The organism is Microcoleus sp. FACHB-1515, assembly GCF_014696105.1.
In the GTDB taxonomy this organism is placed as follows: Bacteria; Cyanobacteriota; Cyanobacteriia; order Elainellales; family Elainellaceae; genus JAAUTJ01.
In genome coordinates this window covers 82,893-108,217 of record NZ_JACJPO010000008.1, presented here as the reverse complement: position 1 = coordinate 108,217, position 25,325 = coordinate 82,893, and the positions used below count along the sequence as shown (strand labels likewise).

24 protein-coding genes, 4 tRNA genes and 1 pseudogene are annotated in these 25,325 nt (G+C 52.6%); 7 read left to right on the top strand and 22 right to left on the bottom strand.

Features of this window, described 5'->3' with window-relative positions:
* From H6F67_RS01055 to H6F67_RS01015, 9 genes and pseudogenes are all read right to left on the bottom strand, one after another.
* A pseudogene (locus tag H6F67_RS01055) lies at positions 1-107 on the bottom strand (photosystem II q(b) protein); the annotation flags it as partial.
* Positions 108-235: 128 nt separating this feature from the next.
* Entirely contained in the window at positions 236-583 is a 348-nt protein-coding gene (locus tag H6F67_RS01050; RefSeq protein ID WP_190762434.1) for a histidine triad nucleotide-binding protein, read from the bottom strand.
* 94 nt (positions 584-677) lie between these two features.
* Positions 678-1,487 carry an inositol monophosphatase family protein gene (locus H6F67_RS01045; RefSeq protein WP_190762432.1) on the bottom strand — a complete coding sequence of 270 codons (810 nt, stop codon included), beginning with the start codon at positions 1,485-1,487 and terminating at the stop codon, positions 678-680.
* A 136-nt stretch (positions 1,488-1,623) separates the two neighbouring features.
* Positions 1,624-1,696, bottom strand: a tRNA-Asn gene (locus H6F67_RS01040).
* 51 nt (positions 1,697-1,747) lie between these two features.
* Positions 1,748-1,820: transfer RNA gene (locus tag H6F67_RS01035), tRNA-Ile, on the bottom strand.
* A gap of 6 nt (positions 1,821-1,826) precedes the next feature.
* A tRNA-Cys gene (locus H6F67_RS01030) sits at positions 1,827-1,900 on the bottom strand.
* Positions 1,901-1,945: 45 nt separating this feature from the next.
* A tRNA-Asp gene (locus H6F67_RS01025) sits at positions 1,946-2,020 on the bottom strand.
* Between the two features lie 112 nt (positions 2,021-2,132).
* Complete coding sequence (locus tag H6F67_RS01020; protein WP_190762430.1) at positions 2,133-2,294, bottom strand: hypothetical protein; 162 nt, start codon at positions 2,292-2,294, stop codon at positions 2,133-2,135.
* A 131-nt stretch (positions 2,295-2,425) separates the two neighbouring features.
* On the bottom strand, positions 2,426-3,013 hold the full coding sequence (locus H6F67_RS01015) for a metalloregulator ArsR/SmtB family transcription factor (RefSeq protein WP_199304177.1): 588 nt from the start codon (positions 3,011-3,013) through the stop codon (positions 2,426-2,428).
* Positions 3,014-3,154: 141 nt separating this feature from the next.
* Between H6F67_RS01015 and H6F67_RS01010 the strand changes: the two genes are divergently transcribed.
* On the top strand, positions 3,155-3,550 hold the full coding sequence (locus tag H6F67_RS01010; RefSeq protein WP_199304176.1) for a hypothetical protein: 396 nt from the start codon (positions 3,155-3,157) through the stop codon (positions 3,548-3,550).
* A 181-nt stretch (positions 3,551-3,731) separates the two neighbouring features.
* Here the strand turns inward: H6F67_RS01010 and H6F67_RS01005 are convergent, their stop codons facing one another.
* The 5 genes from H6F67_RS01005 to H6F67_RS00985 all read right to left on the bottom strand — a co-directional run bounded on the left by H6F67_RS01005 (position 3,732) and on the right by H6F67_RS00985 (position 7,952).
* On the bottom strand, positions 3,732-5,114 hold the full coding sequence (locus H6F67_RS01005) for a UDP-glucose/GDP-mannose dehydrogenase family protein (RefSeq protein WP_190762427.1): 1,383 nt from the start codon (positions 5,112-5,114) through the stop codon (positions 3,732-3,734).
* 119 nt (positions 5,115-5,233) lie between these two features.
* Positions 5,234-6,187: a UDP-glucuronic acid decarboxylase family protein gene (locus H6F67_RS01000; RefSeq protein WP_190762425.1), complete on the bottom strand. Its 954-nt coding sequence runs from the start codon at positions 6,185-6,187 to the stop codon at positions 5,234-5,236.
* A 261-nt stretch (positions 6,188-6,448) separates the two neighbouring features.
* Positions 6,449-7,099, bottom strand: a complete 651-nt coding sequence (locus tag H6F67_RS00995) for a Uma2 family endonuclease (RefSeq protein WP_190762422.1) — start codon at positions 7,097-7,099, stop codon at positions 6,449-6,451.
* 88 nt (positions 7,100-7,187) lie between these two features.
* The gene (locus tag H6F67_RS00990) at positions 7,188-7,550 is read right to left on the bottom strand and encodes a hypothetical protein (RefSeq protein WP_190762420.1); all 363 of its coding nucleotides are present in this window, start codon (positions 7,548-7,550) and stop codon (positions 7,188-7,190) included.
* A 219-nt stretch (positions 7,551-7,769) separates the two neighbouring features.
* Entirely contained in the window at positions 7,770-7,952 is a 183-nt protein-coding gene (locus tag H6F67_RS00985) for a CsbD family protein (protein WP_190762418.1), read from the bottom strand.
* A 272-nt stretch (positions 7,953-8,224) separates the two neighbouring features.
* Here H6F67_RS00985 and H6F67_RS00980 point away from each other — a divergent pair, with 272 nt between their 5' ends.
* On the top strand, positions 8,225-9,622 hold the full coding sequence (locus tag H6F67_RS00980; protein ID WP_190762416.1) for a glycosyltransferase: 1,398 nt from the start codon (positions 8,225-8,227) through the stop codon (positions 9,620-9,622).
* Here the strand turns inward: H6F67_RS00980 and H6F67_RS00975 are convergent.
* On the bottom strand, positions 9,612-10,376 hold the full coding sequence (locus tag H6F67_RS00975) for a sugar phosphate nucleotidyltransferase (protein ID WP_190762415.1): 765 nt from the start codon (positions 10,374-10,376) through the stop codon (positions 9,612-9,614). The two genes, H6F67_RS00980 and H6F67_RS00975, sit on opposite strands and share 11 nt — an antisense overlap.
* Before the next feature lie 130 nt (positions 10,377-10,506).
* Here H6F67_RS00975 and hpsL point away from each other — a divergent pair, with 130 nt between their 5' ends.
* From hpsL to pyk, 3 genes are all read left to right on the top strand, one after another.
* On the top strand, positions 10,507-12,183 hold the full coding sequence (gene hpsL / locus H6F67_RS00970) for a hormogonium polysaccharide biosynthesis protein HpsL (RefSeq protein ID WP_190762413.1): 1,677 nt from the start codon (positions 10,507-10,509) through the stop codon (positions 12,181-12,183).
* Between the two features lie 349 nt (positions 12,184-12,532).
* Positions 12,533-13,201 (top strand): COP23 domain-containing protein, encoded by a 669-nt coding sequence (locus H6F67_RS00965; protein WP_190762411.1) that lies wholly within the window; start codon positions 12,533-12,535, stop codon positions 13,199-13,201.
* 223 nt (positions 13,202-13,424) lie between these two features.
* Positions 13,425-15,212, top strand: coding sequence for a pyruvate kinase (pyk, locus tag H6F67_RS00960; RefSeq protein ID WP_190762453.1), 1,788 nt, complete (start codon positions 13,425-13,427; stop codon positions 15,210-15,212).
* A 67-nt stretch (positions 15,213-15,279) separates the two neighbouring features.
* On the opposite strand, the gene H6F67_RS00955 is transcribed toward pyk, so the two are convergent.
* The gene (locus H6F67_RS00955; protein WP_190762409.1) at positions 15,280-16,950 is read right to left on the bottom strand and encodes a DUF3352 domain-containing protein; all 1,671 of its coding nucleotides are present in this window, start codon (positions 16,948-16,950) and stop codon (positions 15,280-15,282) included.
* Positions 16,951-17,120: 170 nt separating this feature from the next.
* A complete protein-coding gene (locus H6F67_RS00950) occupies positions 17,121-18,167 on the bottom strand; it encodes a pentapeptide repeat-containing protein (RefSeq protein WP_190762407.1) in 1,047 nt (348 codons plus the stop codon).
* Positions 18,168-18,468: 301 nt separating this feature from the next.
* Between H6F67_RS00950 and H6F67_RS00945 the strand changes: the two genes are divergently transcribed.
* Positions 18,469-19,179, top strand: a complete 711-nt coding sequence (locus tag H6F67_RS00945) for a hypothetical protein (protein ID WP_190762405.1) — start codon at positions 18,469-18,471, stop codon at positions 19,177-19,179.
* 62 nt (positions 19,180-19,241) lie between these two features.
* Here the strand turns inward: H6F67_RS00945 and H6F67_RS00940 are convergent, their stop codons facing one another.
* Positions 19,242-19,928 (bottom strand): HAMP domain-containing sensor histidine kinase, encoded by a 687-nt coding sequence (locus H6F67_RS00940; RefSeq protein ID WP_199304175.1) that lies wholly within the window; start codon positions 19,926-19,928, stop codon positions 19,242-19,244.
* A gap of 42 nt (positions 19,929-19,970) precedes the next feature.
* Positions 19,971-20,207 carry an MHYT domain-containing protein gene (locus H6F67_RS00935; protein WP_190762403.1) on the bottom strand — a complete coding sequence of 79 codons (237 nt, stop codon included), beginning with the start codon at positions 20,205-20,207 and terminating at the stop codon, positions 19,971-19,973.
* A 174-nt stretch (positions 20,208-20,381) separates the two neighbouring features.
* Here H6F67_RS00935 and psb29 point away from each other — a divergent pair, with 174 nt between their 5' ends.
* Complete coding sequence (gene psb29 / locus H6F67_RS00930) at positions 20,382-21,080, top strand: photosystem II biogenesis protein Psp29 (protein WP_190762402.1); 699 nt, start codon at positions 20,382-20,384, stop codon at positions 21,078-21,080.
* Between the two features lie 101 nt (positions 21,081-21,181).
* Here the strand turns inward: psb29 and rffA are convergent, their stop codons facing one another.
* The 3 genes from rffA to H6F67_RS00915 all read right to left on the bottom strand — a co-directional run bounded on the left by rffA (position 21,182) and on the right by H6F67_RS00915 (position 25,054).
* Complete coding sequence (gene rffA, locus H6F67_RS00925; RefSeq protein WP_199304174.1) at positions 21,182-22,315, bottom strand: dTDP-4-amino-4,6-dideoxygalactose transaminase; 1,134 nt, start codon at positions 22,313-22,315, stop codon at positions 21,182-21,184.
* 464 nt (positions 22,316-22,779) lie between these two features.
* Positions 22,780-23,799 (bottom strand): glycosyltransferase, encoded by a 1,020-nt coding sequence (locus H6F67_RS00920; RefSeq protein WP_190762398.1) that lies wholly within the window; start codon positions 23,797-23,799, stop codon positions 22,780-22,782.
* A gap of 58 nt (positions 23,800-23,857) precedes the next feature.
* Positions 23,858-25,054 (bottom strand): glycosyltransferase family 2 protein, encoded by a 1,197-nt coding sequence (locus H6F67_RS00915; RefSeq protein WP_190762396.1) that lies wholly within the window; start codon positions 25,052-25,054, stop codon positions 23,858-23,860.
* Positions 25,055-25,325: the final 271 nt, after the last annotated feature.

Sequence of the window (25,325 nt, the reverse complement as noted above, 5' to 3'; positions counted from 1 at the left end):
AGCACGCCGAACCAGCCCACGTACAGGCGGTTCTCGGTGCTGGTCACCCACTGGCAGAACCGCTCCCACATCGTGGCGCTTTCGCGCCGCTGTAAGGTGGTTGTCATGGTATTAGAGCCGTTGTCACAATGATTGGTATGAATTCAGGCAAGTTTCTTTGCCCTTGTGTTTAGATTAATGGATTTGTTGAGATTTGTAAAGACCCTGTTTCAAAAAACTTTGTCGGCCACTGAAATTAGCCAGGAGGCCACTGCATCGATCGCCCGCCGAGAATGTGCAAATGCAGGTGATACACCGTTTGTCCGCCATCGTTCCCGGTGTTGATAACGACGCGATAGCCGTTGGTGAGTCCTGCTTGCTCGGCGACGCGCTTGGCTGTCATCAACAAGTGCCCCAAAATTCGATGATCTTCGGGTTGAGCATCTGAGAGTTTGGTGATCGGCTGCTTGGGGATCACGAGCAGATGCACAGGCGCTTGGGGATTGACATCGCGAAAGGCCAGAGCCAGATCGTCTTCGTACACGATGTCAGCGGGAATTTCGCGGCGAATGATTTTGCCAAAAATGGTATCGGTTTCGCTCATGGTAGTTTTGCCAGTCTTGCCCCTGCAATTCTATAGCGCTTCACTGCGCGATCGATCCCGCTGCATTTGTTCAGCCCAATCGATCGCCCTAATTTCAAGAACGACTCAAAAACTGAACAAGCGGTTGGAAGACCAAAATCAAATCGGGCTGGCTGACGAGCAGCGTGGGAAACGATCGATCGCGATAATTTTCTCCTGCTTGTAGCGGAAATATTGGCTCAGGCTCCAGCGGCATCCACATGGCTCCGGCAGCCTGTGCGATCGCCCAAACTGCGGCAATATCCCAGATTTTTGGGGTTGCTTCCACTGCGCCCAGCGTTGCACCTGCGGCCACCGTCAGCAAATTGTAAGTGGCAACACCCAGCATCCGAATTTTGCAGGGAAACGGATTTTTCAAGGCCGAAACGCTGCGGGCGCAAAGATTAAAAAAGTGGTTGGCAGTCAGTTTGTCGCTGCTGACGTGAATGGGCTGGTGATTGCGAAATGCTCCGGTAGGGCCAGTCAGTCCGCTACTGCCGTACCAGTAGCCGTAAAAGGATTGATTGAGCGGCGGCAAATGCACGTAGCCAAAGACGGGTGTTCCCTGATAGAGCAGGCCGATCGAAATGCCCCAGATTGGCAAGCCTCTCGCAAAATTGGTTGTGCCGTCCAGCGGGTCGATCACCCAGCACCAATCACCATTTGGCAACATATGCTCGACTTCTTCAGTGAGAACGCCGTGATCGGGAAATTGAGCAGCGATCGCGGTTCTAATTGCTTCATCTGCCCAGCGATCGGACTGTGTGACCAAGCTACCATCCGCTTTTTCTGCTGCCTGGACACGGCCAAAATCGGCAAGAAGCTGCTGGCCGACCTGCGCGGTTGTCGCTTCAGCAAACTGGAGAACTTCAGTCCAAAAATCCATCGGTGGCAAACTCTGGAGGGGCGGCTTTGCTCAGTTTGCCATAAGTCTTTTGCCATAATGCTAAGGATTCGTTGGAGCAGCTTGGCGATCGCCCCTTAGCTAGCTAGAGCAGAGCCGCCGGAAATATCGAAAATGACTGCCCCAGCAGGGATCGAACCTGCAACCGTGCGGTTAACAGCCGCCCGCTCTGCCACTTGAGCTTTGGGGCAACGAGTTGGTGCGGATACGGTTGGAATTTGAATCCGCATCCTGAGATTGGGTCGCAGCGGCGGGAGTTGAACCCGCAATGACCAAGGTATGAGCTTGGCGCTTTGTCCATTAAGCTACGCTGCAACACAGTGGAGTCCGAGGTGGGAATCGAACCCACGCTGTCAGTTTTGCAGACTGATACCTTCCCACTTGGTGACTCGGACATTGAGGTAAGGATGAAAAACTCAGTCCTCGTTCCTCATTTCAAGCGAGGCTGACCAGATTTGAACTGGCGACTTCCTATTCGACAGATAGGCGCTCTTGACCAACTGAGCTACAGCCCCAAAAATGTCAAAAAGCTGAATGGATCAACTGTTTGACAAGTTGAAAAATGGCATTTTGTTTTCAAGGTTCATGTGGCGATCGCTCGCTCGGTCAATGCAATCAGCCAATCGCCTAAAGCAAGCCGCGCCGTTCCAGAAAATAGAGATGTTCGAGCTTGCGAATGGCTTGGATGCGATCGCTTGAACGAATCCTTTTGTCCTGCATGGGCTGATTCGGTCTGCGCGGTTTCCAAAATCGACGGGCTGGAATGGGATGTAGGAAACAGAGGTTCATCGGGTTGCCTCCTGCCGTGTTCCTTTGATACTACAGTTATACTACAAACGCGCTACAGGTTGTCAAGGACTTTCTGAAACTTTTTTGGAAGGTTTTCTCCAAGCCCGCTTTTCCCTGCGATCGCACCAACTTTAAGCGTCCAAATCTGCTGCTCGTTTGGCTGACGCTTCGACTTTCCACTCGCTTTCAGGCAACCGCCAATATTGACCGCGATCGCGTGCCATCAGCCGATAGCCGATGAATTCTCGTCGCAGCGTAGCCGAATCGGAATGATAGCGCTGCAAAATTTCGTTGAGCGATCGCTCTGAATAAATCCTGTCCGGCTCGAACTTGCGTACCAGCCATTGCAGAACGACAAGGCGCTTTTTCCGACTGGCAGGAATTTCCTTGAGGCGACCATCAACCAAAAAGCTTTGCAATACTTTTTCTTCCCAAGCGGTGCCGTCCACTTCCGCTGTCAGAACTTGCTCAGCAGTCAGCAACATCTGGTTCAGCCGTTGTAGTTCTTCTGGATCGAGGCGATAGAGGTGCGTGTTGCCCTGCGATCGCATCTGCACCAGATTTAGCGCTTTGAGCTTGTTCAAATGATGCGAAACGGTCGGCTCTTTCAACCGCAGCAAGGCCGCCAGTTCCTCGACGCTGCATTCGCGCTGTGCCAAGATGCCGACCAGCTTCAGCCGACTTTCGTTCGCCAGCGCTTTAAAAAAGTTCAGCAACATCTCAAACTCTCGATCGCTCATACTACTTCGACATTCATCTAATTAGAACTATATCGAAATAGGTCAAAGTACGGCACACAAGAATTTCGCTGTCTGGACAAACATGACATCCGGATAAACGTGACAAAACTCTAAATTTCGATGAGATTCTGCCGCCGCGCTTATATTGGTGGAGCGATCGACCATCGGACAGATAGCGAAGGAGCGCAAGCGATGATGATTCGCGGCATTGAAGGCATGACCCCAGAGGCGATCGACGCCGAGCTACAGCGGGGCGCAAAATTTGTGTTGTTTCAATACTGCATTTCCGTTTTGATTTTGACGTTCAAGCGTCCGTCTGACATTTACTTTGTCAAATCGAATGAAAGCGCGATCGTCAAAGGCTTGCGGTTCTCGCTGATTTCCTTCTTTTTGGGCTGGTGGGGTATTCCTTGGGGGCCAATTTACACGATCGGCACTTTCATCGTAAATTTCAAAGGCGGCAGAGACATTACGGCTGAAGTAATCGGCTCATTCAATCAGCCATCTGATGATTGATGAAGGGTTGTTGGCGATCGTCCTGTTGGCTCGTCGATTTGCGATTTAAGCAGTCAAAAAACACTGGCGCACTCTTTGAGCTTCATTCAGTCACTTTTTCTCATCAAAAATCAGCCCGTATTGTCGATTAACAGACAGCACGGGCTGATGATTTTTAAGTCAATCGGGGCGATCGACTAAATTATCGACCGATTCCCAAATAGCGGAAACCTGCTTGCTCTAGGGCTTCTTGGTCAAGGAAGTTGCGACCGTCAATCATCACGGGATGAGTCATCAGCGCCGCCATCTTTGCATAGTCGAGCGTGCGGAACTGCTTCCAGTCGGTGACAAGAACCAGCGCATCGCAACCATCGGCCAAGCGCTCTGCATCGGTTTCGACGATGACGTTTGAGAGACCATGCCGCAATCCGGTCTGCGAAACCAGCGGGTCAAACGCTTTGACCTTGGTGCCCAGTCGGGTCAACTGCTCAATCAGGTCAAGGGCGGGCGCATCGCGCATGTCATCCGTGTCCGGCTTGAAGGTGAGACCAAGCAGGCCGACCGTTTTGCCCTTGAGGATTTTGAGAACTTGCTGGAGCTTTTCCACCGTCACCAAACGCTGACGCTGATTGACGCTGACAGCAGCTTTAAGCAGTTGCGCTTCATAGCCGTAGTCATCGGCGGTGTGAATCAGCGCGGCAACGTCTTTGGGAAAGCACGATCCGCCCCAGCCGATTCCAGCTTGCAGAAATTTACTGCCGATGCGCGAATCGAGGCCAATGCCTTTGGCGACCTGCGTCACGTCTGCCCCAACCCGATCGCAAATATTCGCCACTTCGTTGATAAAGCTGATTTTTGTTGCCAAGAAAGCGTTCGAGGCATATTTCACCATTTCCGCCGAACTGATGTCGGTCACAACAACGGGAACGGTGGGCAGCGATTTGTCTTCGGCAGCTTCGCGAGCGACGATCGGCGCATAAAGCTCTTTCATCAGTGCGATCGCTCGCGGGCTGCTGCTGCCCAACACGATGCGATCGGGGTTGAAGGTGTCGTAGATGGCGCAGCCTTCACGCAGAAATTCCGGATTGCTCACCACATCAAAATCTGCCGTAATTTCCGGCAGCACATCGACGCCACCAGCAGGAATCAGTGATTTTTGCCGTTCCGCAATGCCATCGAGCACGATCATCCGCACCCAGTCGCCCGACCCGATCGGCACAGTGGACTTATTCACGATGACCTTATAGCCGCCGTTGAGATGTGCACCGATACTGCGAGCGACCGCCTCGACATAGCGCGTGTCACTTTCGCCCGTCGGCAGGGGCGGCGTTCCCACTGCAATAAACAGAATTTCACCATGCTCAACGCCTCTGGCGATGTCGGTCGTAAATTCGATGCTTTGCGATTGAATCGCATTCTGCATCAGTTCCGACAGGCCAGGCTCAAAAATGGGCGACTGCCCTGCCTGCATCAGTTTGACTTTTTCTTCATTGTTGTCTACGCAAATGACTTGATGACCAATGTGCGCTAAGCACACACCCGTCACCAAACCAACGTATCCAGTACCAATGACACAAACACGCATGAAGTTAACTCCTTTTGGGTGCAGATGGATAAGGGAAAGGGGGGGAGTGTCAGGTGTTGAGTATCGGGTATCAGCAGGCAGCCGACGCCCGATATTTCTTGTACAAGCCAAACAGGCTGTTACAAAACAGGCTGTGCGGCGCGGGCATCACCCAGGCGAGCACGGAAATCGTCGATCGTGCGCTGAAGGCCATCTTGCAGCAGCACGGTCGGCTGCCAGCCCAGATGAGTTTGGGCACGGGTGATGTCGGGTTTGCGGCGGCGCGGATCGTCTTGCGGCAGCGGCTCAAACTTCAAAGGCACATCAGGATTGACCATTTGCTGCACGGCTTGGGCAAGCTGCAAGATCGTGTATTCGTCGGGATTCCCCAAATTCACAGGGCCGATGAAATCGCCGTTCATCAAGCGCATCAAGCCTTCGACCAGATCTGAGACGTAGCAAAAGCTGCGAGTTTGTGCGCCTTCACCGTAGATGGTGAGCGGCTGACCGCACAAGGCTTGCACAACAAAATTGCTGACGACGCGCCCGTCGTTTTCGAGCATTCGGGGGCCGTAGGTGTTGAAGATGCGGGCAACGCGAATGTCTACATCGTTTTGGCGGTGATAGTCAAAGGCTAAAGTTTCAGCAACGCGCTTGCCTTCGTCGTAGCAGCTTCGGATGCCGATCGGATTGACGCTGCCTCTGTACTCTTCGGGCTGCGGATGCACTTCCGGGTCGCCATAGACTTCTGAAGTTGAAGCGAGCAGAAATCTAGCTTTGACGCGCTTGGCAAGACCAAGCATATTCAGCGTGCCCATCACGTTGGTCTTAATCGTTTTGACCGGATTGTACTGATAGTGAACGGGCGAAGCAGGACAAGCCAGATGATAGATCTGCTGAACTTCCAGACGAATTGGCTCGGTGATATCGTGGCGAATCAGTTCAAAATATGGATGGTTTAGCCACTTGAGGATGTTGCGCCTGTCTCCGGTGTAGAAGTTGTCGAGGCAGATAACTTCGTGCCCCGCTTCCATCAGGCGATCGATCAGATGGGAGCCGATGAAACCTGCGCCGCCCGTGACTAAGATTCTCATGATTGATGTGTTGCGAGTTGAACAAGGTTATAAAAAGGCAGTGTAATACTCGGTTTGAGCCAAGCAAACTTCTTGATGCCTGTTTTTCACCCAAAGCTAACTTCTAGGTTGAATCCTGTCTAGTCCAATTCAGATTTCTGCTGGTCACTCTAGAAACTTAACAGTAATTCCAGAATTGCATTGCGAAATTGTCGAGATTCATTCCAAGATTTACAGGCACTTTACTTTATCTTTATGCTGATTACAGCAAGTCCAAACCCTCTATGCCTCCTGTACCCAAGCTCGCAAAGTTCGCAGTGCTTGGGGCAACCCGATCGCATCGCTATGTTCAAGAAACTGCACGACACGATCGGTAGTCAGCATTGGAAAGGCTTGGCTATTCGGTGTTTCCACGTAGCGATCGCCCTGAAGCTGATAGAAGGTGAGCGTGCCTTTGAGCAGTGCTTCTTCTCCGGCCTGCGTCACATAGCGCCACACTTCAGAAATCTCTAAGGCGGCATAGATTGCCAGCTTGTTAATCGCGCTTTTGGTGATGGCAACTTCGACGACCAGATCCGGCGGCAAATCGCGCATCAAATCTACAACGCGCCGATCGAGCGGGGCAGGGCGATCGAGATAGTAGCTCGAATCGGGTTCGGTCGCGCACAGCAGGTCAGCCCGCTTGAGCAAAACGGCACCTTCTGCGCTGACTGAGACATTCAGTTCATCGGCCAACAGCAAAATCAGCGATTCAATCAGTTGATTGCAGCGCTGGTGTTCGGCTGTGGGCGTCATCAATTCCAGCCGCTTGCGATCGAATGTGAGATAGCTCGTGCGATCGTCGCCGAGTTCTTGCAGCAGCATTTCAAACTGCTGCCAGCTCACGTCTGGTAGAATCACGCGCTGTTCACCAGGAATCGGTTTTTTGCCCATGCCGCTGTCACTGATTGCAATCTTCTATGAGTATGCGGCAAATGGGGTGTCACGAAGTCCGTTCCGGCAGGCCGCGATCGACTGTTGGCTAGTATTCGAGAAACGTAATGTCGTAGGAGGACGGAGTTGAAAGTGCGCTAGGGAGTGCGGGTGCGATCGATCGGGTGCGAATAGCGCTGCGATTTTCTTCAAGAATGGCGCGATCGGTTTCGATTTGGTTCAGGCGATCGCGAATCAAGGCCTGGCGAGCTTCGAGTGTGATTAGCTCTTGCTGAAGGCGGTTTTTTTCGCTGACGAGCTTGTGCAGGTCAAGCAGGATGCTGGCTTCCGTTTGCTGGCGGGGCATCGTGCTGATTTGGGGAGGATTGTGGGGGATCGGATGCATTGCGGTTTGAGAAATCGATGCTGCTAGCATTCCCAAACTCGATCGCATTCTCCTTACCGTGCTCATCTTTTTATACTGCATCGATTCGCTTTGCTCTGCGAAACGAATCGATGCAGAGAATACTCAGCGAACTCGCAAGCAGTACAAATTTTGGGTATGGGTGCGACCTGTCGTGATCCTACAGATGCATCATGTTGGTTCAATGCCAGTTCAAACAACACAAAAAGCAGGCCATTTGGCCTGCTTTTGAACTAGCAAAAACTGCTAGCTGGTGACAAAACGAACTTAGTCGATCGCTTTCTTGATTTTATCTTTGACATCTTCACCAGCGTTGCGAATTTCAGCTTCGCCCTGCTTGGCTTTGCCTTCGGCTTTGTGTTCCGGATCGCCCGTCACATTGCCATATGCTTCTTGAGCTTTGCCTTCAATGTTTTTCGCAGCGTTCTTGGCTTTATCGTCGAGACCCATATCAGTTTCCTCCTGTAGTTTCCATCAAAAGCACTCGATGAAAGTGCCTTGATTTGTTATTAACAATACAAATCATACGAGAAACATCTGCTATCTCAATCCCTCCAGAGTGAGAAGCCGAAGGATAAGGCTGCTCATCCTCAAGAGGCAGATACACAGGCGTTCTAGCTCGCTGATAAGTTCATTCCAAAGAACGATTAATATCGATTAACAAACCATATAGTGTTATACAAACGTTAAGACATCTACAAGTTTTATCAATACTTCAAACCATGTTTTCCACAAACCGAGGACGAATCGCACTCATCTCTGTACATGGCGACCCCGCCATTGAGATCGGTGGAGAAGGGGCAGGCGGACAAAACGTGTATGTCAGACAGGTGGGCGAAGCCTTGGCGCGATTGGGCTGGCGCGTCGATATGTTCACACGCCAAATCGCCGCTGATCAGCCGACGATCGTTCAGCACGCGCCAAACTGCCGCACGATTCGTCTCCAAGCTGGTCCACTGGAATACATTGGTCGCGACGATCTCTTTCCCTATTTGCCGGAATTTGTCGATCGCTTTTTGCGCTTTCAGCATGACGAGCGCACAATTTACCCGATCGTCCACACCAACTACTGGCTCTCGTCCTGGGTGGGCATAGAGATCTGTAAGCGCCAACTCACCAAGCAGGTGCACACCTACCACTCGATCGGAGCCGTCAAATATCAAGCTGTTTCCACGATCCCCATGATTGCCAAAACGCGCCTGGAGACGGAAAAGCGCTGTTTGGAAACGGTCGATCGCGTTGTTGCCACCAGCCCACAAGAAGAAGAACACATGCGGACGTTGATCTCGACGCAGGGCAGCGTGGACATTATTCCCTGCGGCACAGACACCTCAAACTTTGGCAAAATCGATCGCGCTGCCGCTCGTCAGGAACTGGGCTTCTCAGCCGATGACAAGATTGTGCTTTATGTCGGTCGCTTCGATCCGCGCAAGGGCATTGAAACTCTGGTGAGAGCCGTCGGCCATGAAAAACTGCGCGACGTGCCGAACTTGAAGCTGATTATTGCAGGCGGCAGCACGCCCGGACAAAGCGATGGACTGGAGCGCGATCGCATTGAAGGCATCGTGAATCAATTGGGACTGGCCGAAAAAACGATCTTCGCCGGACGACTTGACCACACGCAGCTTCCCGCCTACTATGCGGCGGCAGATGTCAGCGTTGTGCCCAGCCACTACGAACCGTTTGGCTTGGTGACGATCGAAGCGATGGCAAGCGGTACTCCGGTTGTTGCCAGTGATGTCGGCGGCTTGCAGTACACGGTCGTTTCCGGTGAAACAGGTTTCCTGATGCCGCCACAAGATGAAGTGGCGTTTGCGGGCGCGATCGCCCAAATTGTCAGCAGTTCTCAACTGCGCGATCAAATGGGTGCGGCGGCTCGCGATCGCGTCCAGCGGGAATTTAGCTGGGATGGCGTGTCTGAACAGCTTAGCGACCTTTACCTGATGCTGATTGAAGAGTTGTGCAACGAATTCTTCTCGGCTCCGCGTCCGGCACGGCGAGCGAAAGTCAAAGCTGCCGAGGCAGTAGCGGCCAGCGCTGCGGTGGCCGCAGGAACCGTTGCTGCTGTTGCTGCCGGAGCCGTGGCGACTGCGGCAGCAGGTGCGACCGTCAGCGTGTAAGCATCTGGATGGCTCGCTTTAGGTCTTCGGGCGTGCCGATGTCGAGGTATGACCCTTCGGGAAACACTTCAGACTGCACGACAAAACCTCGATCGATCGCCGCCTGAATTACATCTCCGATCGGCAGTTCTCGGCTAGAGGACTGCCGTTCAGTTTCGCGCAGATACTCATGCAAAAATTCAGTGAAGCGCGAACTCCAAGCGGCGATCGCCCACATGTATTTCAAGTCGGTTTGCTGAGGTTTTTCAATAATCTTCAGAACTTGTCCACTGCAATCAAATTCGACCATTCCTGCTTTATTAAACTGCTCGGTTGGAAATAGTCCCAACACAACATCGGCCTGCGTGGTGACAAGTCGATCGAGAATTTTGGCGTAAGCATCTTCCGGTTGAAACAAAATATCAGGAAATCCCAAAACGACGATCGCATTTTGCACAAACGGGTAGGCTTGATCGATCGTATACGGCACACCATGCGACACATGAACGGTTAAATATCCGATGGGCAGATTCACCACTGCCCCATCGCCAAAATAAGCGGGAATATCCCACTTTCCCGGTTTAAGAATAAAAAAAGCTTTGTGAACGCCCGATCGCTGCATTTTCTCTAGCAGATAATGCGCCACGACTTTTGGTCTTCCCTCCGAAAAGCCGATCGGGTAGAGTTCCTTACTTAACGGCAACGGGGCAAGTCGAGTTGCCTGTCCGCCTGCGGGTAAGAGCGCAATAATTTCTGGTGAATCTAAAGAAGTCATAGGAGATAGCAAATTACGATCGCTCCACTCTTTTCAGATGCGAAAAGAAGACATCCGGTAGCTTTCAATTTCCCGACCGAAACTTGATAGGACTAGCCGAAATTCGATCGAATGGGCTAGGTTGGAACTCATGTTGAAGTCTAAGCCCAAAGCTCGATCGCGCAGCAATCCCGGAGCGGTGTCGCCTGCCACGCCAACCGACCCACCGCAATCGCTGAGTTTGAAAGAACGATTGATGCGAAAGCGTAAAGCCGATCGCCTCCGCCAAGCATTGATTCGCTTCACGACGTTCACCGTTTTGTTTGCGACGTTTGTGGGATTTGTCGTTGGGCTGACGATCGCCCCCAAAGCTGGAATTGCCGTTACGGTTGGATTGCTTTACACGGCCTTGTCGTTCAAGTATCCGCGTCAGGCGCTGTGGGCGTTTTTGATCTACATGCCGTTCAGCGGATCGGTGACGTATGCGATCGGCAACAGTCCACTATTGCAGCTTGCCAAAGACGGCTTTTATATTCCAGCTTTGTTTGGTGTAATTCAATATTGCCGTCGCGAAAAACTGCCGATTCTAATTCCGAAACCGCTGATCCCCGCTGTGGGCTTGCTGTTGGCGATCGCGCTGCTCACGCTTATCTTTGTCAATTCACCAGAACAGTTTAATCCTGAAATTCTCGCGCAGGGAGATCAGCCAATTCTGATGGGAATTTTGGGTTTAAAGGTGCTAGTTGGCTATATTCCGCTGATTGTTTGTGCCTACTATCTCGTTCGGAATCGACAGGATTTACTGTTTTTAACTCGGCTGATGATTGCGATCGTCCTTGTCGCTTGTGGACTGGCATTTGTGCAATATTTGCTGCTGAAAATTGGATATTGTGCAGGCACAAGATATTACATCGGTGAAGCACAATTTCGGCCAGATTTAGACGCACGCTGTTTGGTGGGTGGGGCGGTGCTCTACAGTCCCCAGGTCGGACAGATTCGCTTGCCAGGAACGTTTGTTGCGCCTTGGCAGTGGGGCTGGTTTTTGATTTCAAGCTTGTTCTTAACGTTTGCGGCTGCCTTTAACGATCCCCGCAAACGCTGGCGAATTTTGGGACTGACGGCGATCGCTGCTGTCTTCATCATGGCCGTTTTGTCCGGTCAGCGGATTGCGCTGGCTGTCGTTCCCGTCATGTTCGGACTGCTGCTCATTGTGACGGGACAAATGATTTATCTCAAGAAATTTTTGCCGACAGCGATCGCTTTATTTACGCTGCTGGGACTGGTTGCCGTCAACAATCCGCAAGTGCTGCAAGAGCGCATCGCCAGCTTGGAATCGCGCTGGAGTGCTTCACCGCCGCCGCAGTTTGTCTATAACCAGTTTCAGCAGGCGATCGAGGCGCAAACCGGACTGCTCGGCTTGGGATTAGGCCGCGCCACCAATTCGGCTCGCGTCTTTGGCAAAACGGAACTGATCGAAACCTACTATCCCAAGCTGCTGTATGAAATTGGGCTGTTTGGCGTGCTGTCGTTTCTCTTGGTCGTGACGGTTTTGTGCTTCTTGACTCTGCGGGCTAGTCGATCGATTCGCGACAGCAGTTTGTGCAGCTATGGAACGTCGTTTTGGGTGTTTGTGCTGTTTATTAGCTACAACACCTATTTCTATCCGCTTGATGTTGATCCGGTTGCGGTTTACTACTGGTTTTTCGCAGGCGTGATCTTGAAACTGCCAGAAATTGAACGGCAAGAACGGCTCGAAGCCGTTGCTCAAACCAGCGAGACGCCGCTGAGCAAACGCCGCAGACGCCTAAAACGTCCTGGATTTGCTTAGTGGCGATCGCAGGCTATCACCTCGATCGCGCAACAAAAAAGGCCAGTCCGCAGACCAGCCTTTCCTCTGTAACGTTGTTCTCACAAACGGAAAAAATCCAGCCAGCGCGTTCCCACCGCGACGACAAGATTACTTTTCTCTACACATCGATTAATGTGCATTCCAGGAAATAGTGTAGCAGGCTACCGTCCGTCTTGTAACAAAATTTTACAGCTTCTTTGCAAATTTCCCCTGCCGAGCGAAATTTCTGAACCTAGACACTCAACTTGGGCACTTTAAGACCTGCATCTACGTCAAAGCAACGCATTCGCTAGAACTGTATCGTTCATTCATCCAAGGAACTTCGCACATGACCACCTCGACGTGGAATCGCCTGCGCCCAGTTTGCTATTTGAGTGCGTCGATCGCGATCGGCCTGAGTATCGCCGCTCCTGCTCAAGCCAATTTCAAGCAGTCCACGCCCCCGGTGACGAGCGGAACCCGCTTTAGCTGCCAAATGCAAAACGGCCAATACACCGTGATGTATGCCCCAGAAAGTCAGCCTGGACAGCTTTATCCCTGGGCAACGCCGACTGAACTTGGTGGTGGTTGGACGCCCGAACGCCGCTGTGCAGAAATCAGCCGCCGCTTGGAAGAATATCGCCCGGACGGACTGCTGCAACTGCAAACCGGAGTCGAAAATGGTTACAACACCGTTTGCGTCACAACCCAGCAGGTTTCCGGTTGCCGAATTGTGCTGACCGTTCCGCCCGGACAAGACCCGCTGTTGACGCGCGATCGCGTCTTCGAGAACATTGCGGTTGCTGACAGCGGCCAGTCTACTGATGCCGTCACCACGTTTACCGGAGACGATGACGATATTTTGGGTCAAATTGGCAACGTCCTGGGAATTCCGGGAAGCGGGCGATCGCGGCGTCCGGCTGCCAGCATCAATCTCAGGCCGTTTCTCGATCGCGCAGATGGCGGCACGGGAACGCAACTGCGACAAAATTCTCTCAATCCAAATCGCTTCCGTTAAAGCTTGCATGAAGCGGCAGCAATGTTGCGGAGCAGGACGGCGGCGATCGTAGAAACAAACAAACCGTTCGCCGCTAGCCGAATGGCTGTGGGACTCAGTAAACGTGGCACTCGGTAAACGTGATAGTATCCCTGTTGCTGCGTCAATCGGCAACGCGATCGATACCGTTCCGCAAGCAGAGCGATCGCGCCCCACCGTCATTTTTTGTTTTTCCAAAGCCGCCATGCAACTGCAATCTTCGATGCGTCGCACCAAAATTGTCGCAACGATCGGCCCCGCCACGAGTTCACCCGAAGTCCTGCGCGACTTGATCGAAGCAGGCGCAACCACGCTGCGATTGAACTTTTCGCACGGCACGCATGAAGATCATCTACGCAGCATTCGCCTGATTCGCCAAATTTCGTTTGAACTCAATCAGCCCGTCGGAATTCTGCAAGATTTGCAGGGACCAAAAATTCGCCTAGGTCGATTTGAGAATGGTTCGATTATTTTGGCGAAGGGCGATCGCTACATTCTCACCAGCCGCCCCACGCCGGGAACGCAGGAAATTAGCTCGGTGACGTATGAGCCGCTGGCCGATGAAGTTCCGGTCGGCGCAACGATTTTGCTGGATGATGGGCGCGTTGAGATGCAGGTGGAGTCGGTCGATCGCGCCGCTCGTGAACTGCACTGTCGCGTCACGGTCGGTGGCCCCTTGTCGAACAATAAGGGCGTGAATTTTCCAGGCGTCTATCTGTCGATCAAGGCGATGACGGATAAAGACCGTCAAGATTTAGTGTTTGGACTCGATCAGGGCGTAGATTGGGTGGCCTTGAGCTTTGTTCGCAATCCGCAGGACGTGCTGGAAATTAAAGAACTGATTTCCAGCGCAGGCAAAAACGTTCCCGTGATCGCCAAGATCGAAAAACACGAGGCGATCGAGCAGATGGAAGCGATTCTCTCGCTCTGCGATGGCGTCATGGTCGCACGGGGCGATCTGGGCGTCGAACTTCCGGCTGAAGAAGTGCCGATTCTGCAAAAGCGCTTGATTGCAACGGCAAATCGATTGGGCATTCCGGTCATTACGGCCACGCAAATGCTCGACAGCATGGTACACAGTCCCCGCCCGACTCGTGCCGAGATTTCCGACGTGGCGAACGCGATTTTGGATGGAACCGATGCCGTGATGCTTTCAAACGAAACGGCTGTGGGCAAATATCCGATCGAGGCAGTGGCAACAATGGCGCGAATTGCCTGCCGCATCGAGCAGGATGAATCTGCCCGCCGCAATGCCGAAAATGTGCCAGGGCGATCGATCCCGACTGCGATCAGTCAGGCAGTCGGACGCATTGCTGAACAGTTGAACGCCGCCGCGATCATGACCTTGACCAAAACCGGAGCAACCGCCCGCAACGTCTCAAAATTCCGTCCCCGCAAGCCAATTCTGGCCGTGACGCCGCACGTGGATGTGGCACGACAGCTACAGCTTGTTTGGGGCGTGAAACCTTTACTCGTCTTGGATTTGCCTTCAACCGGACAAACTTTTCAGGCGGCGTTGAACGTGGCGCAGGAAAAATCGCTGCTGCGCGAAGGCGATCTTGTCGTCATGACGGCAGGCACATTGCAGGGTGTCGCCGGATCAACAGATTTGATCAAGGTGGAAGTCGTGACGGCAGTGCTGGGTAAAGGCATTGGCATCGGCCAAGGCTCAGTGAGTGGTCGCGCTCGTGTCGCCCACAGCAGTCGCGAGGTCGGCAATTTTAATCCAGGTGAAATTCTCGTCGCGGCCAACACCAGCGCGGACTATGTGGAAGCGATTCGCAAAGCGTCGGGTCTGGTGATCGAAGATGACAGCCTCACCAGTCATGCCGCTGTAATCGGATTGCGGCTGGGCGTGCCTGTGATTGTTGGCGTCAAGAATGCAACTGCACTCATTCGCGACGGGGCAATTTTGACGCTGGATATGCAGCGGGGCTTGGTGTATTCCGGTACGGTTGGCACAATGCAGACCGACGCTGCTTTGTCGCTCTAGCTTGTTCGGCAGGGGCACGGCAGCGCCGCGCCCCTGCCGCTGGTGCGTTTCCAATTTGCAACGTGGTTTACGGGTTCGTTGGAGCGGGTAGGGGCTTGATGTCTTCGTTCTTGCGTAGACGCACCAAAACGTCATAGCGCGTAGTGCGATCGTCCACCACTGCGCCCGTCACGCCGATCGACTGCATTGCCTGAGCAAGTTCGCGGGTCTGCGGCGGCAAGAGGGGAAACAGCAAAAACGGCGTGTCCTGCTGAGTGAGGCGATCGAGGTTGACAAAAAAATGTCCGTTATTCGGAGTCAACGTCGAGTTTGTGGCCGCTTGAAATGCCGGATCAGCCGCGAGTGGCGCGTTGGTTTGCGGCAAGATCGACTGGGCGATCGTGCCATTGAGCGCTAAGAAGGCTACGTTGCCATCCAGCCAGCCGCGCGTGACGCGAATCGCGGAAAACTGCGAAGTCCAGTTGGTTACGGGTTTGCCGCCAATGTCAGCTTGCGATACCTGAAACTGATAGCGCGTCTTCATCGCTTCATCCAGCTTGGCAAGGGCGGCATCGGCAGCGCGGCGATCGCTGGCCTGCACGAGCAGCATTACGCCTGCGCTGGGCGCGGTTCCCGTTTGCGTAAAGGGCACAAGGCCGATCGCAAATTCGCCGTTCATCCAGGCCATCAAGTCTTTGTCCAAGTCGAGTCCGGTTGTGCTGCTGATTGCCCGCCGGAAATTGTCTGGACTCAACTCGCTAGGTGCCGTGACGCGATCGCTGTAGTCCTGCCAAAGCTGCCGCAGATTGCCGCCCGATGCCATCATCAGCGTATCCGCAGGCAAAATGTTGGGCATTCGCTCAGCGGAATTCGTGACGCGATTGCGTACATCGTCGTTCGCTCTGAGCCAGCTTGTGCCCTGAAAGCGAACGCCCTCAGATTCGATCGTGGCCGTTGCCACCATACCCTGATTGCGCTGAAGCGGCGTTAGAATTTGCAGCGGCAGCGGTCGGCTGGCACTGGTTGCCAAAACTGCATTCACAGCAGGGACATTCAGATAGGTTCGGGCAAACGGTTGGGGCGTCTCCAGTCGATTCACGGCCTGCGCGAATCCCGGCGTTTTCACGATCGATGCTCCGCTTTGCTGGGTGTCGATCACCTGCTCGATCGCTTTGGCATCGGGCGAAATCGCAATCAGGCGATTGTCTACAACGGTGTAGGCATAGGATTTTCCGTCGTTTTGAATCGAGCCGATCGACTCACCTTTGTATTCGCGAGTTTGCGCTTGCGACTGACGATTTGAGAAAATTTGCTGCGCTCTGGCGGCGTTGGCAATCGGCGCAAGAATGACCGGAGTTTGCTGTCCCTCGATCGGAGCTTGACTCGACGGTGAGGCAGTGGGATTAGGATTGGACGACGACAAAAACGCGATCGTCACTTCTTCCCCGACCCAAGGCCGAATGTCTTTGCTGTAGTTCAAATTGTTCGCCGTCAACAGGCGATCGCGCCAATCGGCTAAAGCGCGATCGAACGTGGCTTGCGTCTGCGCCGTGCCGAACTGTCGCAGTCTGCGCCACTGGCCTTCATTGGTCGTCAGCGAAATGGTCGCAAGGGCATTTCGCGGCACAACATCTACACCCGCAGGCAATTCTCCCACCGGAACTTGCTGCTGCATCCACCAGTAAGCTCCGCCGCCGCCAGCCGCCAAAGCGATCGCCGTTCCAGCCGCGATCAACACAGGCGCACGTTTTTTCAGCATCTCATTCACTCCTCAAGGGGCGATCGCTTAGACAATCTAGCAGACCGATGGGGTGAATGGGTGTTGTAGTGACAGTATGCGTGACGGACTTTTTGCAGCGATCGCAAGACTGTTGGCAAAATCGCGCAGCACGCATTGCAGCACACATTAAGAGAATCGCCAAGCAAATGCTATGGACGCATCGATCCATCTGGCATAATTGCCCCGCTCAAGCAAGCCCCGGTCAAATCCGCTCCCCACAAATTCGCCTGACGCAAATTGGCATGGCGCAAATCTGCGTCCACCAAACTTGCCTGACTGAGATTTGCCATGCTGAGATTGGCCTGTCTGAGATTTGCCAGCCTTAGATCCGCATGGCTGAGCGTTGCTTCGCGCAAATCCGCTTCGATCAAATTGGCATCCACCAGCGAGGCTGTATAGAGATTTGCCCCAATCAGATTGGCGCCCATCAAGGTCGATCGCGTCAAGTCGGCATGGCTTAAATTCGCCATACATAAATTCGCCATGCTGAGATTGGCCTGCACCAAGTTTGCCTTGAACAAGGTCGCCCCAATCAGATTGGCGATGCAAAATACCGTCCGCCCCAAGTTCGCTTCACGCAAATCTACTTCGCGCAAATTTGCCTGACTCAACGTGGCCTCGCGCAAATCGGCCTGACTGAGATTTGCCATATACAAAACTGCTTGTCGCAAGTCGGCTGTATAGAGTGCGGCTTCGCGCAAATCGGCGCGGCTGAGATTGGCCGCCTGCAAATTTGCCATGCATAAATCCACGTGGCTTAGCGTCGCGTGGCTCAAGTTCGCCTCGCCCAAATCGGCTTCGCGCAGTTTGGCACTGCGTAAATTTGCCATCACCAGCGAAGCCATATGCAGTTTGGCATGGCTCAAATCTGCCTCGATCAGCGTTGCTTCGCGCAGATCAGCACCGATTAAGTTGCTCGATCGCAAATTGGCATGGCTCAAATCTGCCGTATACAGCAGCGCTTCCTTCAAATTTGCGCCCTGTAAATCTGCCGATCGCAAATTTGCCATGCACACGTCCGCACAGGTCAGCGATACTTCGCGCAGGTCAGCTTGCTCCAGGGTAATTTCGCGCAGTTTCGCCTGCTCTAGATCGGCCTGCATCAGGTTAGGGCTGACTTCTGCGTGCTGTTTGCGCCAGTGATTCCAAGTGCCCACTCCTTGCCGAAGCAGCGCCAGATGTTCCGAATTTGCCATGACTGCGCGATCGAGATTTTCCACTTGTAAACCAATCCGCTGGCTTGCACGGTGTCAATTTAGCAACGAGAAGATTGCTGTCAGTAGTATTCCCACGTACAGTCGCTTTCGCTCAGAGCCGGGGCTGACAACGACTCCAATACCTCAATCTAGAAACTGTCACTTGTCGCATTCGGCTCATATTGCTTTCCGTATGAGTGGCGATCGCAGATCTTCTACCTTTTAGCGCTAGTCAGTTGACCTCTTAGTGCTTAGAATATTCGGATAAAAATTTAAGCAACTGCGTCCTTGAGCAGGAAGTATGGTAAATCCTCAGCGCGAAACGCCACATCAGCCGCAAGCATCTCGGTTCTCGGCACAGCTCAAGATGTTTCTCGTTCAGCTTCTCCAGCAGCGCCCCCTGATTTTTTGGGGCGGCATTTGGGCGATCGCACTGATCCTGATTAGCGGATCGATCGCCACGCTGCTCGATCCGACTGTTTCACGCCGCATTGCCCTGCACGAACTGTTTCCACCACCCCAGCCGATCGCCGCGCCCAGTCCAGTTGCCTCTGCTGCTCCCACCACAGCGGTTTCTCCGGCCAGTCCAACGCCGATCGCGACGCCACCTACAATTCAAGCTGAACAGCCGACGATTCCTTATCGATCGCTTGGTGCAATTATTTTAGGGTGTGGTGTAGGTTCAATCGTGATTTCACAACTGATGAATCGATCGCCCCAACCGCAACGCCTGCACAGCGCTTCCTCCACCGCAAAACGTCCGCCTGCGATCGTTCAACCGCCTAAAACGGCTACAAGCAATCTGGCTCAGGCTTCTGCCCCGACTGCTTACCAGATGCCGCCCACTCTAACCACACCGCGATCGAAACCGCGTGTGGCTCAGTCGCAGCCTGCATCCCCCACCGTCACGGTTGTCCCTGCGGAAGCGAGCCATACGCTCGACTGGGACGAAAACAGCTTGGTGAACACGATGGATATTCGCAAGCGGCGATCGCTCTCGTCTTGGATGTAGGGCTTATTGACTGTCAGAGATATCGCGCATCGGCAGATGCAGCGTAAAACAACTGCCTGCGTCTAGCGTAGATTCGCAGGTGATTCGCCGCCGTGCAGCCGAGCCAATCTACGTGAAAGTGCGAGTCCTAAGCCTGTACCCGACGATCGATCGCGGCTCCCGACTTGTTGAAACGGCTGAAACAGCAGATCTTGATCGCTGGGGCTAATGCCAATTCCAGTATCAATGACGGCAAAATCGATCGCAGTGGCCGATTGCGTCACGCGCACAGTAACTGAGCCGTCTTGCGTGTAGCTGACTGCATTGGCAAGAAGGTTGAGCAAAATTTGTTTCAAGCAGCGTTTGTCGGCCATGCAGACGCTCAAATTTGGTTCGATCGCGCAGTGAAGCTGAAGCTGACGAGCATTCGCTTGTTCGCGCACGAGCGACAAAACAGTTTGACAAACTTCTTCGATCGAAACAATTTCTAAAGCTAACTCTTCTTGATTCGCCTCAATCTTTGACAGGTCAAGCAGATCGTTAATTAGCTCTAGCAAATACTGACCAGAGGATTGAATAATTTCAGTATATTGCTGTTGCTTAGGATTGAGTGTGCCAAACGTTTGCTGCAAGATTCTTGAAAAGCTAATAATGCTTGCCAGTGGCGTTCGTAGCTCATGACTAATGTAAGAGAGGAATTCAGTTTTGGCTTGGTTTGCTGTTTCTGAAATTTGTTTTTCCGCTTCGAGTTCCTGAGTGCGCTGCTGCACCAACTTTTCGAGCCGAATTTCACTTTGTTGCAGGACATCTGTTCAAGCAATTTCGGCGCTTGATCGACGACTAAAAAAAGAAGCTAGCAGTGCCAAGACGATGATCAAAAGGGCAGCAACAGCAATTACGATCGCCAGAAAAGCATTATCAATTTCGCTGAAGCGTGACAAACGAATGGTAGCAGCATGAAAAACAGTGGCGTTCATTGCCAGACAGTGCATTCCGCAAACTGCCAGCCCTAGACAAAGCGCTCCGCCCAGCTTGCACTTGTTCTGCATGGCAGGCGGCAATGGCGTTCCGCAAGCTGGCGATCGAGACCTTATCAAAAATCCGAGCGTTGACATTACAACGGCAGATGACGCACTGCGGAATCGAGAGGCGAAACATTCAAACCTTGGCAAACTCGCCGCAAAGCGAGAGAATGAAGATCTGTTGCCTATGATGAGCCTGCTGTGAACCACGTCCGCACTGTTTCTGACACCAAGCGAGCCTTCTACGCGGCTCACACTCGCCCAATCAACTCGATCTACCGTCGCGTGGTTGAAGAGTTGATGGTTGAAATGCATCTGCTTTCGGTCAATGTTGACTTTCGCTATGATGCGCTTTATGCCTTGGGCGTTGTTACGACATTCGATCGCTTCATGCAGGGCTATCAACCCGATCGCGACAAAGAATCGATTTTCAATGCGCTTTGTCAAGCCGTTCAAGGCGACCCGCATCGCTATCGGCAAGATGCTGAACGGTTGCAAAGTGCCGCTGCTCAAATTTCGCTGTCTGATTTGCTGGCTCAACTGCCACAGCCAAGTGACGGCAACAGTTTGGTGAGTGAGCTTCGCTCGATCGCGGCTCAAGACAAATTCAAATATAGCCGTTTGTTCGCGGTTGGTGTCTATGCTTTGCTAGAGCAGATGGACGCCGATCTGGTGAAGGATGAAAAGCGCCGGAATGATGCGCTTGGTGAGCTGTCTCAGGTGCTTCATCTGCCCGCTGATAAAGTCCAGAAAGATCTAGAACTCTACCGCAGCAATCTCGAAAAGATTACGCAAGCGCAGATTGTGATGCAGGACATTCTCAAAGCCGATCGCAAGAAAAAAGAAGAACGTGCCAAGGCAAAGGACGCAGTTGTCACGCCGCCCTCAGACCCAACCTGACGCAGTAGGGCAAACATACTTAGGTTCGACAACTCGCCGATTTGCTGAAATTTGTGAGTTGGTCTTAGCGAAAAAATAGATGCACCCTGTCAGGACGATCGCTAGCAGCGGAAACTCCGAATCGCCGCGACGACTTGCGCTTGCTCGGCTTCGGTGAAGCTGTTGAAGAAGGGCAAGCGCAACAGGCGATCGCTAACCGACTCAGTCACGGGGCAGTTGCCTTCTTTTCCTCCAAATCGGCGGCCCATCTGCGACAGATGCAGCGGCAAATAGTGAAAGACGCTTGAAACGCCTTGCGCCTTGAGATGACCGATCAAGCTTTGCCGTTGCTCTAGCGACGGCAGCAGTAGATAGAACATGTGATAGGCCTGGTCACAATGGGCGGGCACAGTGGGGAGCTGTACGTTCTGCGCTTCAGCCCAGTCTTGCAGATGTTCGTAATAGTACTGCCAAATCTGCTGGCGCTTGGCTTGAATCTGCTGACGTGCTTCAAGCTGAGCGTAAAGATAAGCGGCCAACATATCCGACGGCAAATAGCTGGAGCCAACATCAACCCAGGTGTATTTGTCAACCTGGCCTCGGAAAAAGCGGCTGCGATCGGTTCCTTTCTCGCGCAGAATTTCTGCGCGTTCGATGTAGAACGGATCGTTGATGAGCAGGGCACCACCTTCACCACAGGAAAAGTTTTTAGTGTCGTGAAAGCTTTGCGCGGCCATTGCGCCAAACGTGCCAAGCTGCCTATTTTTGTAGCGACCAAACAGGCCATGAGCATTGTCTTCTAAAACAGTGACGCCGTATTCGGAAGCGGTTTCTAAAATGCTGTCCATTTCGCAACCCACGCCTGCATAGTGAACAGGCACGATCGCTCTTGTTTTGGTATTGATGTGTTTCTCAATCTGCGTTTCGTCCATATTTAAGGTGTCAGGACGAATATCAACAAAAACAGGTTTTGCGCCTCTAAGCACAAAGGGATTGAGCGTTGAAACAAAAGTGAAAGATGGCACAATCACTTCATCACCAGGTTGAAGATCAAGCAGCAACGCCATGATTTCAAGCGCATGAGTGCAAGAGGTTGTGAGCAAAACTTTATTAGCGCCCAATTCCTCCGCAAGTAGCTGGCTGCACTTTCGGGTAAATGCGCCATCTCCTGCTGTATGCCCGCTGGTGACTGCCTGCTGAATATATTCAAACTCTTTTCCAATCGCAAAGGGTCGATTAAAAGGAATGCACAACATACCTTCCTCCATCAGTGAATAGAGACACAACGTTAGTAAATAATTGACTAGAAAAGCCTATTGGTAACTCTGTTTTTGACGATCGAGAGCATGAACAAAATAGAATTAGCAAGTTTGGAGTTTTAGTCAATACTTTCGCAACTGCTAGTTGAATGAAGCTACTTTACGAAGAAAGATGAGCACAGCAGTTGCTATTTTTCTCAAAACTGGGGCAATGTACAAAACGCATTACTGCTTCATTTGGGGAATTGCGAAGTAGTAATCCAACAATCTTTTTTTAGCTTACCGCGCTTTTTTGCGGAAATTACGGAATGTAAGTAGCTTTACGGTAAGTTCGCTATTTTTTCATAAAACAAATAAAAAACCAAAAAACGCACTCAAAGCATGAGTGCGTTTCTCGTGAAATTGACATTGCTAATACCTAACCTAAAGAACCAAGTGATACAAACTCGGCTCGAAATCCGTTAAGCAGCTTGACGAATTGCTGCCACAGATTGACCGCTGTACTGAGCAATTGTCTCTTGCCAAAAACGGTACGGTTCGCGATCGGGAAAATAGCGGCTGATATATTGATGTGCCTGTTCAGAAATGTACGATCGCAATGCTTCGTCCTCAAGCTCGAACAAACATTTTGCTGCTTCTTCTGGTGTTTCTGCTGCCATCGCCGTTTCTCGATGCTGCATACAAAAGTTTGCGCCGCGAGCCGTTTTTCCAACAACCACAATTCCTGCGGCCATCGATTCCTGCGGCGGCAAAGCGCAGCCTTCGACCTCAGCCGAAGCTAAGAAAACTTGAGGACGGCGAAACTGCTGAGCAAGTTCGTGAAACGGCAAGCCGTCAATGCGCTCAAACCGCCAGAACTGCCCGCCCAAGCGCCGATAGCATTCTTCAGTTGCATCAATAAATTTAGGTCCTTTGCGGGGAAAGGCAAACACCAAACCAGACTCGCGATCGCGCTGAGGAATAAATGGAAAGGCAGTGTTGTCCACAATGTTAGGCACAATCGGCACAGGCTTACCGGGATAAGCTTGCTCACAAATCGCCTGCATAAACGGCGAGTCTGTCCAAAGCTGCACGCGATCGCTTTTGTAGTCGAAGTTGGCTTTTGTAAAAAGCGGAACTTGCAGGTAAGCAATCGCTGGCCCTTCGACTTCGTCAATCAGAGCTGTAACAAAATCCGGCACAATGCAAACATCGTCTGGGCGGCGATCAGCCCAGCGAATAAATGGCAGGTTGGCAATGCCCCGCTCTCCGTAGGTGTTGCGCCCCCGCATCGTTGCCAGCACCGCTTCAACGCCGCAACTGCGAGCCGTCTGACAGTGTCGCATCAGATTGAGCGTGCCACCATGTGCGATTTGAACGCGCATTAGTCGATGTCGCATCCAATCATGCAGTGCTGCTGAGGGGATGCGATGCATGGTGCGATCGAATACCTGCCAAGCGAAGCTGGCATCAAGGTCAGGAACTAGAAATACAAAGCGCATTGTGTCCTCCTATATTTATCGTTTGATTTTGTAAGGTTTGTCCCTTTAGCTGATGACCTTAAGGTTTGAGCGAATCGACTTCCCGTTCTGTTCGTACCCACTGCGTCTGAGGCCGTACCAAGAGCGCAAAATAAAGCGGAATTTTCCAAAGCACGTAAAAAGGCACGGCCAGCAGCGTCCGCCCTGAGATTGTTGTGCGACCGTGCTTCGCCCAAGCGCTGACGATCGCCATCAAAATCAGCAGTCCGCCGACTCCCAGCGCGATCGCAGGCCATCTCGACGCACCAAACCAAACGCCAATCACCGCCAGCCCAAACCCTGCTGCCCACAGCATCACCAGCAAAGACAGCGGCGGCACGCTCAAATCCAGCGCGATCGCCAGCAGATCAAATCGCTTTTGCGCGATCGCCTGCGCGATCAAGCGGGGAACCTGCTTCACCAAGGTTTGAATGTGACCGTGTTCCCAACGAGTGCGCTGAGTCTTCGCGGCTTGGCTTGCTTGCGGCAAACGGCCTGTGACTCTGGCTGTCGGGCAAAATTGCGGTGCAGCGTGGGCGATTGCCAAATCCAAACCAAGCTGCATATCCTCAACAATGTTGCCGCTTGCCAACGCTGCACCGCGAATGGTTTTCCAGGGAAACGCCATGCCCGTTCCGGTCAGCGCACAAGGCAAGCCAAACTGCGCCAGACCCGCAGGCCGCACCAAATTTTTCACCAGAAACGCCAGTGCAGAAACAGCATCTTTGGAACTTGGTCGCGCAGGCTGCTCCATCAGATACAACGCTTGAATCGGACGTTGAGCTACTGCTGCCTGCCGTGCAATCTGGTCGATCGCGCCGTCGTGCACCCAGCAGTCTGCGTCCACTGTGACAACGACATCAGGCGGATTTGTTTCGAGCGCACTCAGGCCAAAATCAAGCGCGTAGCCTTTACCGCGCTGATCAATTGACTGCCGCTCGATCACAGTTGCCCCACAGTGACGGGCGATTGCCGCCGTATCGTCGGTGCAGTTGTCCGCCACAACAAGAAGCTGATCGGCGTCGGTCAACTGAGGCTGCAACGCTTCAAGCGTGCGACGAATTTCGATCGCTTCATTGTGAGCTGGAATCAGTACAGCGATGCGGGGACGAGATGAACTGGATGCAGGCGAATGGCGAAGCGGCCACAGTGCGGCCATGCATTCGCCAAACAGCACTGCGATCGGAATGAACAGAACGACAGCCAGCGCGAAAAGCAAGACATTAATAAGCAGCATGACGAACAGCAACTTGAGAGAGGAGCGGCAGATGTGCGGTTGACTTTACTGTATCGGTGAAGCTTTGGACAAATCCGAATTAGCGATCGCAATTCACGCAAACTTCAGCAAAGAGCCTTGAAATTGCCTTGCTATTTGAAAATTTGTTAAAGCGCGAATATTCATTTGTCAGATTGCTCCGCACATCACCCCGAATTTCACCGACCAAATGGCGATCGTCAATGCGGCAACTACCGAATTGAATTGCGCTGGCTCGATCGTGACTTTTGAT

What these genes read in the sequence shown, in the direction of transcription:
- H6F67_RS01050 (WP_190762434.1), bottom strand. Translation starts at nt 583, where the DNA reads ATGAGCGAAACCGATACCATTTTTGGCAAAATCATTCGCCGCGAAATT.
- H6F67_RS01045 (WP_190762432.1), bottom strand. Translation starts at nt 1,487, where the DNA reads ATGGATTTTTGGACTGAAGTTCTCCAGTTTGCTGAAGCGACAACCGCG.
- H6F67_RS01020 (WP_190762430.1), bottom strand. Translation starts at nt 2,294, where the DNA reads ATGAACCTCTGTTTCCTACATCCCATTCCAGCCCGTCGATTTTGGAAA.
- H6F67_RS01015 (WP_199304177.1), bottom strand. Translation starts at nt 3,013, where the DNA reads ATGTTGCTGAACTTTTTTAAAGCGCTGGCGAACGAAAGTCGGCTGAAG.
- H6F67_RS01010 (WP_199304176.1), top strand. Translation starts at nt 3,155, where the DNA reads ATGAGATTCTGCCGCCGCGCTTATATTGGTGGAGCGATCGACCATCGG.
- H6F67_RS01005 (WP_190762427.1), bottom strand. Translation starts at nt 5,114, where the DNA reads ATGCGTGTTTGTGTCATTGGTACTGGATACGTTGGTTTGGTGACGGGT.
- H6F67_RS01000 (WP_190762425.1), bottom strand. Translation starts at nt 6,187, where the DNA reads ATGAGAATCTTAGTCACGGGCGGCGCAGGTTTCATCGGCTCCCATCTG.
- H6F67_RS00995 (WP_190762422.1), bottom strand. Translation starts at nt 7,099, where the DNA reads ATGGGCAAAAAACCGATTCCTGGTGAACAGCGCGTGATTCTACCAGAC.
- H6F67_RS00990 (WP_190762420.1), bottom strand. Translation starts at nt 7,550, where the DNA reads ATGAGCACGGTAAGGAGAATGCGATCGAGTTTGGGAATGCTAGCAGCA.
- H6F67_RS00985 (WP_190762418.1), bottom strand. Translation starts at nt 7,952, where the DNA reads ATGGGTCTCGACGATAAAGCCAAGAACGCTGCGAAAAACATTGAAGGC.
- H6F67_RS00980 (WP_190762416.1), top strand. Translation starts at nt 8,225, where the DNA reads ATGTTTTCCACAAACCGAGGACGAATCGCACTCATCTCTGTACATGGC.
- H6F67_RS00975 (WP_190762415.1), bottom strand. Translation starts at nt 10,376, where the DNA reads ATGACTTCTTTAGATTCACCAGAAATTATTGCGCTCTTACCCGCAGGC.
- hpsL (WP_190762413.1), top strand. Translation starts at nt 10,507, where the DNA reads ATGTTGAAGTCTAAGCCCAAAGCTCGATCGCGCAGCAATCCCGGAGCG.
- H6F67_RS00965 (WP_190762411.1), top strand. Translation starts at nt 12,533, where the DNA reads ATGACCACCTCGACGTGGAATCGCCTGCGCCCAGTTTGCTATTTGAGT.
- pyk (WP_190762453.1), top strand. Translation starts at nt 13,425, where the DNA reads ATGCAACTGCAATCTTCGATGCGTCGCACCAAAATTGTCGCAACGATC.
- H6F67_RS00955 (WP_190762409.1), bottom strand. Translation starts at nt 16,950, where the DNA reads ATGCTGAAAAAACGTGCGCCTGTGTTGATCGCGGCTGGAACGGCGATC.
- H6F67_RS00950 (WP_190762407.1), bottom strand. Translation starts at nt 18,167, where the DNA reads ATGGCAAATTCGGAACATCTGGCGCTGCTTCGGCAAGGAGTGGGCACT.
- H6F67_RS00945 (WP_190762405.1), top strand. Translation starts at nt 18,469, where the DNA reads ATGGTAAATCCTCAGCGCGAAACGCCACATCAGCCGCAAGCATCTCGG.
- H6F67_RS00935 (WP_190762403.1), bottom strand. Translation starts at nt 20,207, where the DNA reads ATGCAGAACAAGTGCAAGCTGGGCGGAGCGCTTTGTCTAGGGCTGGCA.
- rffA (WP_199304174.1), bottom strand. Translation starts at nt 22,315, where the DNA reads ATGTTGTGCATTCCTTTTAATCGACCCTTTGCGATTGGAAAAGAGTTT.
- H6F67_RS00920 (WP_190762398.1), bottom strand. Translation starts at nt 23,799, where the DNA reads ATGCGCTTTGTATTTCTAGTTCCTGACCTTGATGCCAGCTTCGCTTGG.
- H6F67_RS00915 (WP_190762396.1), bottom strand. Translation starts at nt 25,054, where the DNA reads ATGCTGCTTATTAATGTCTTGCTTTTCGCGCTGGCTGTCGTTCTGTTC.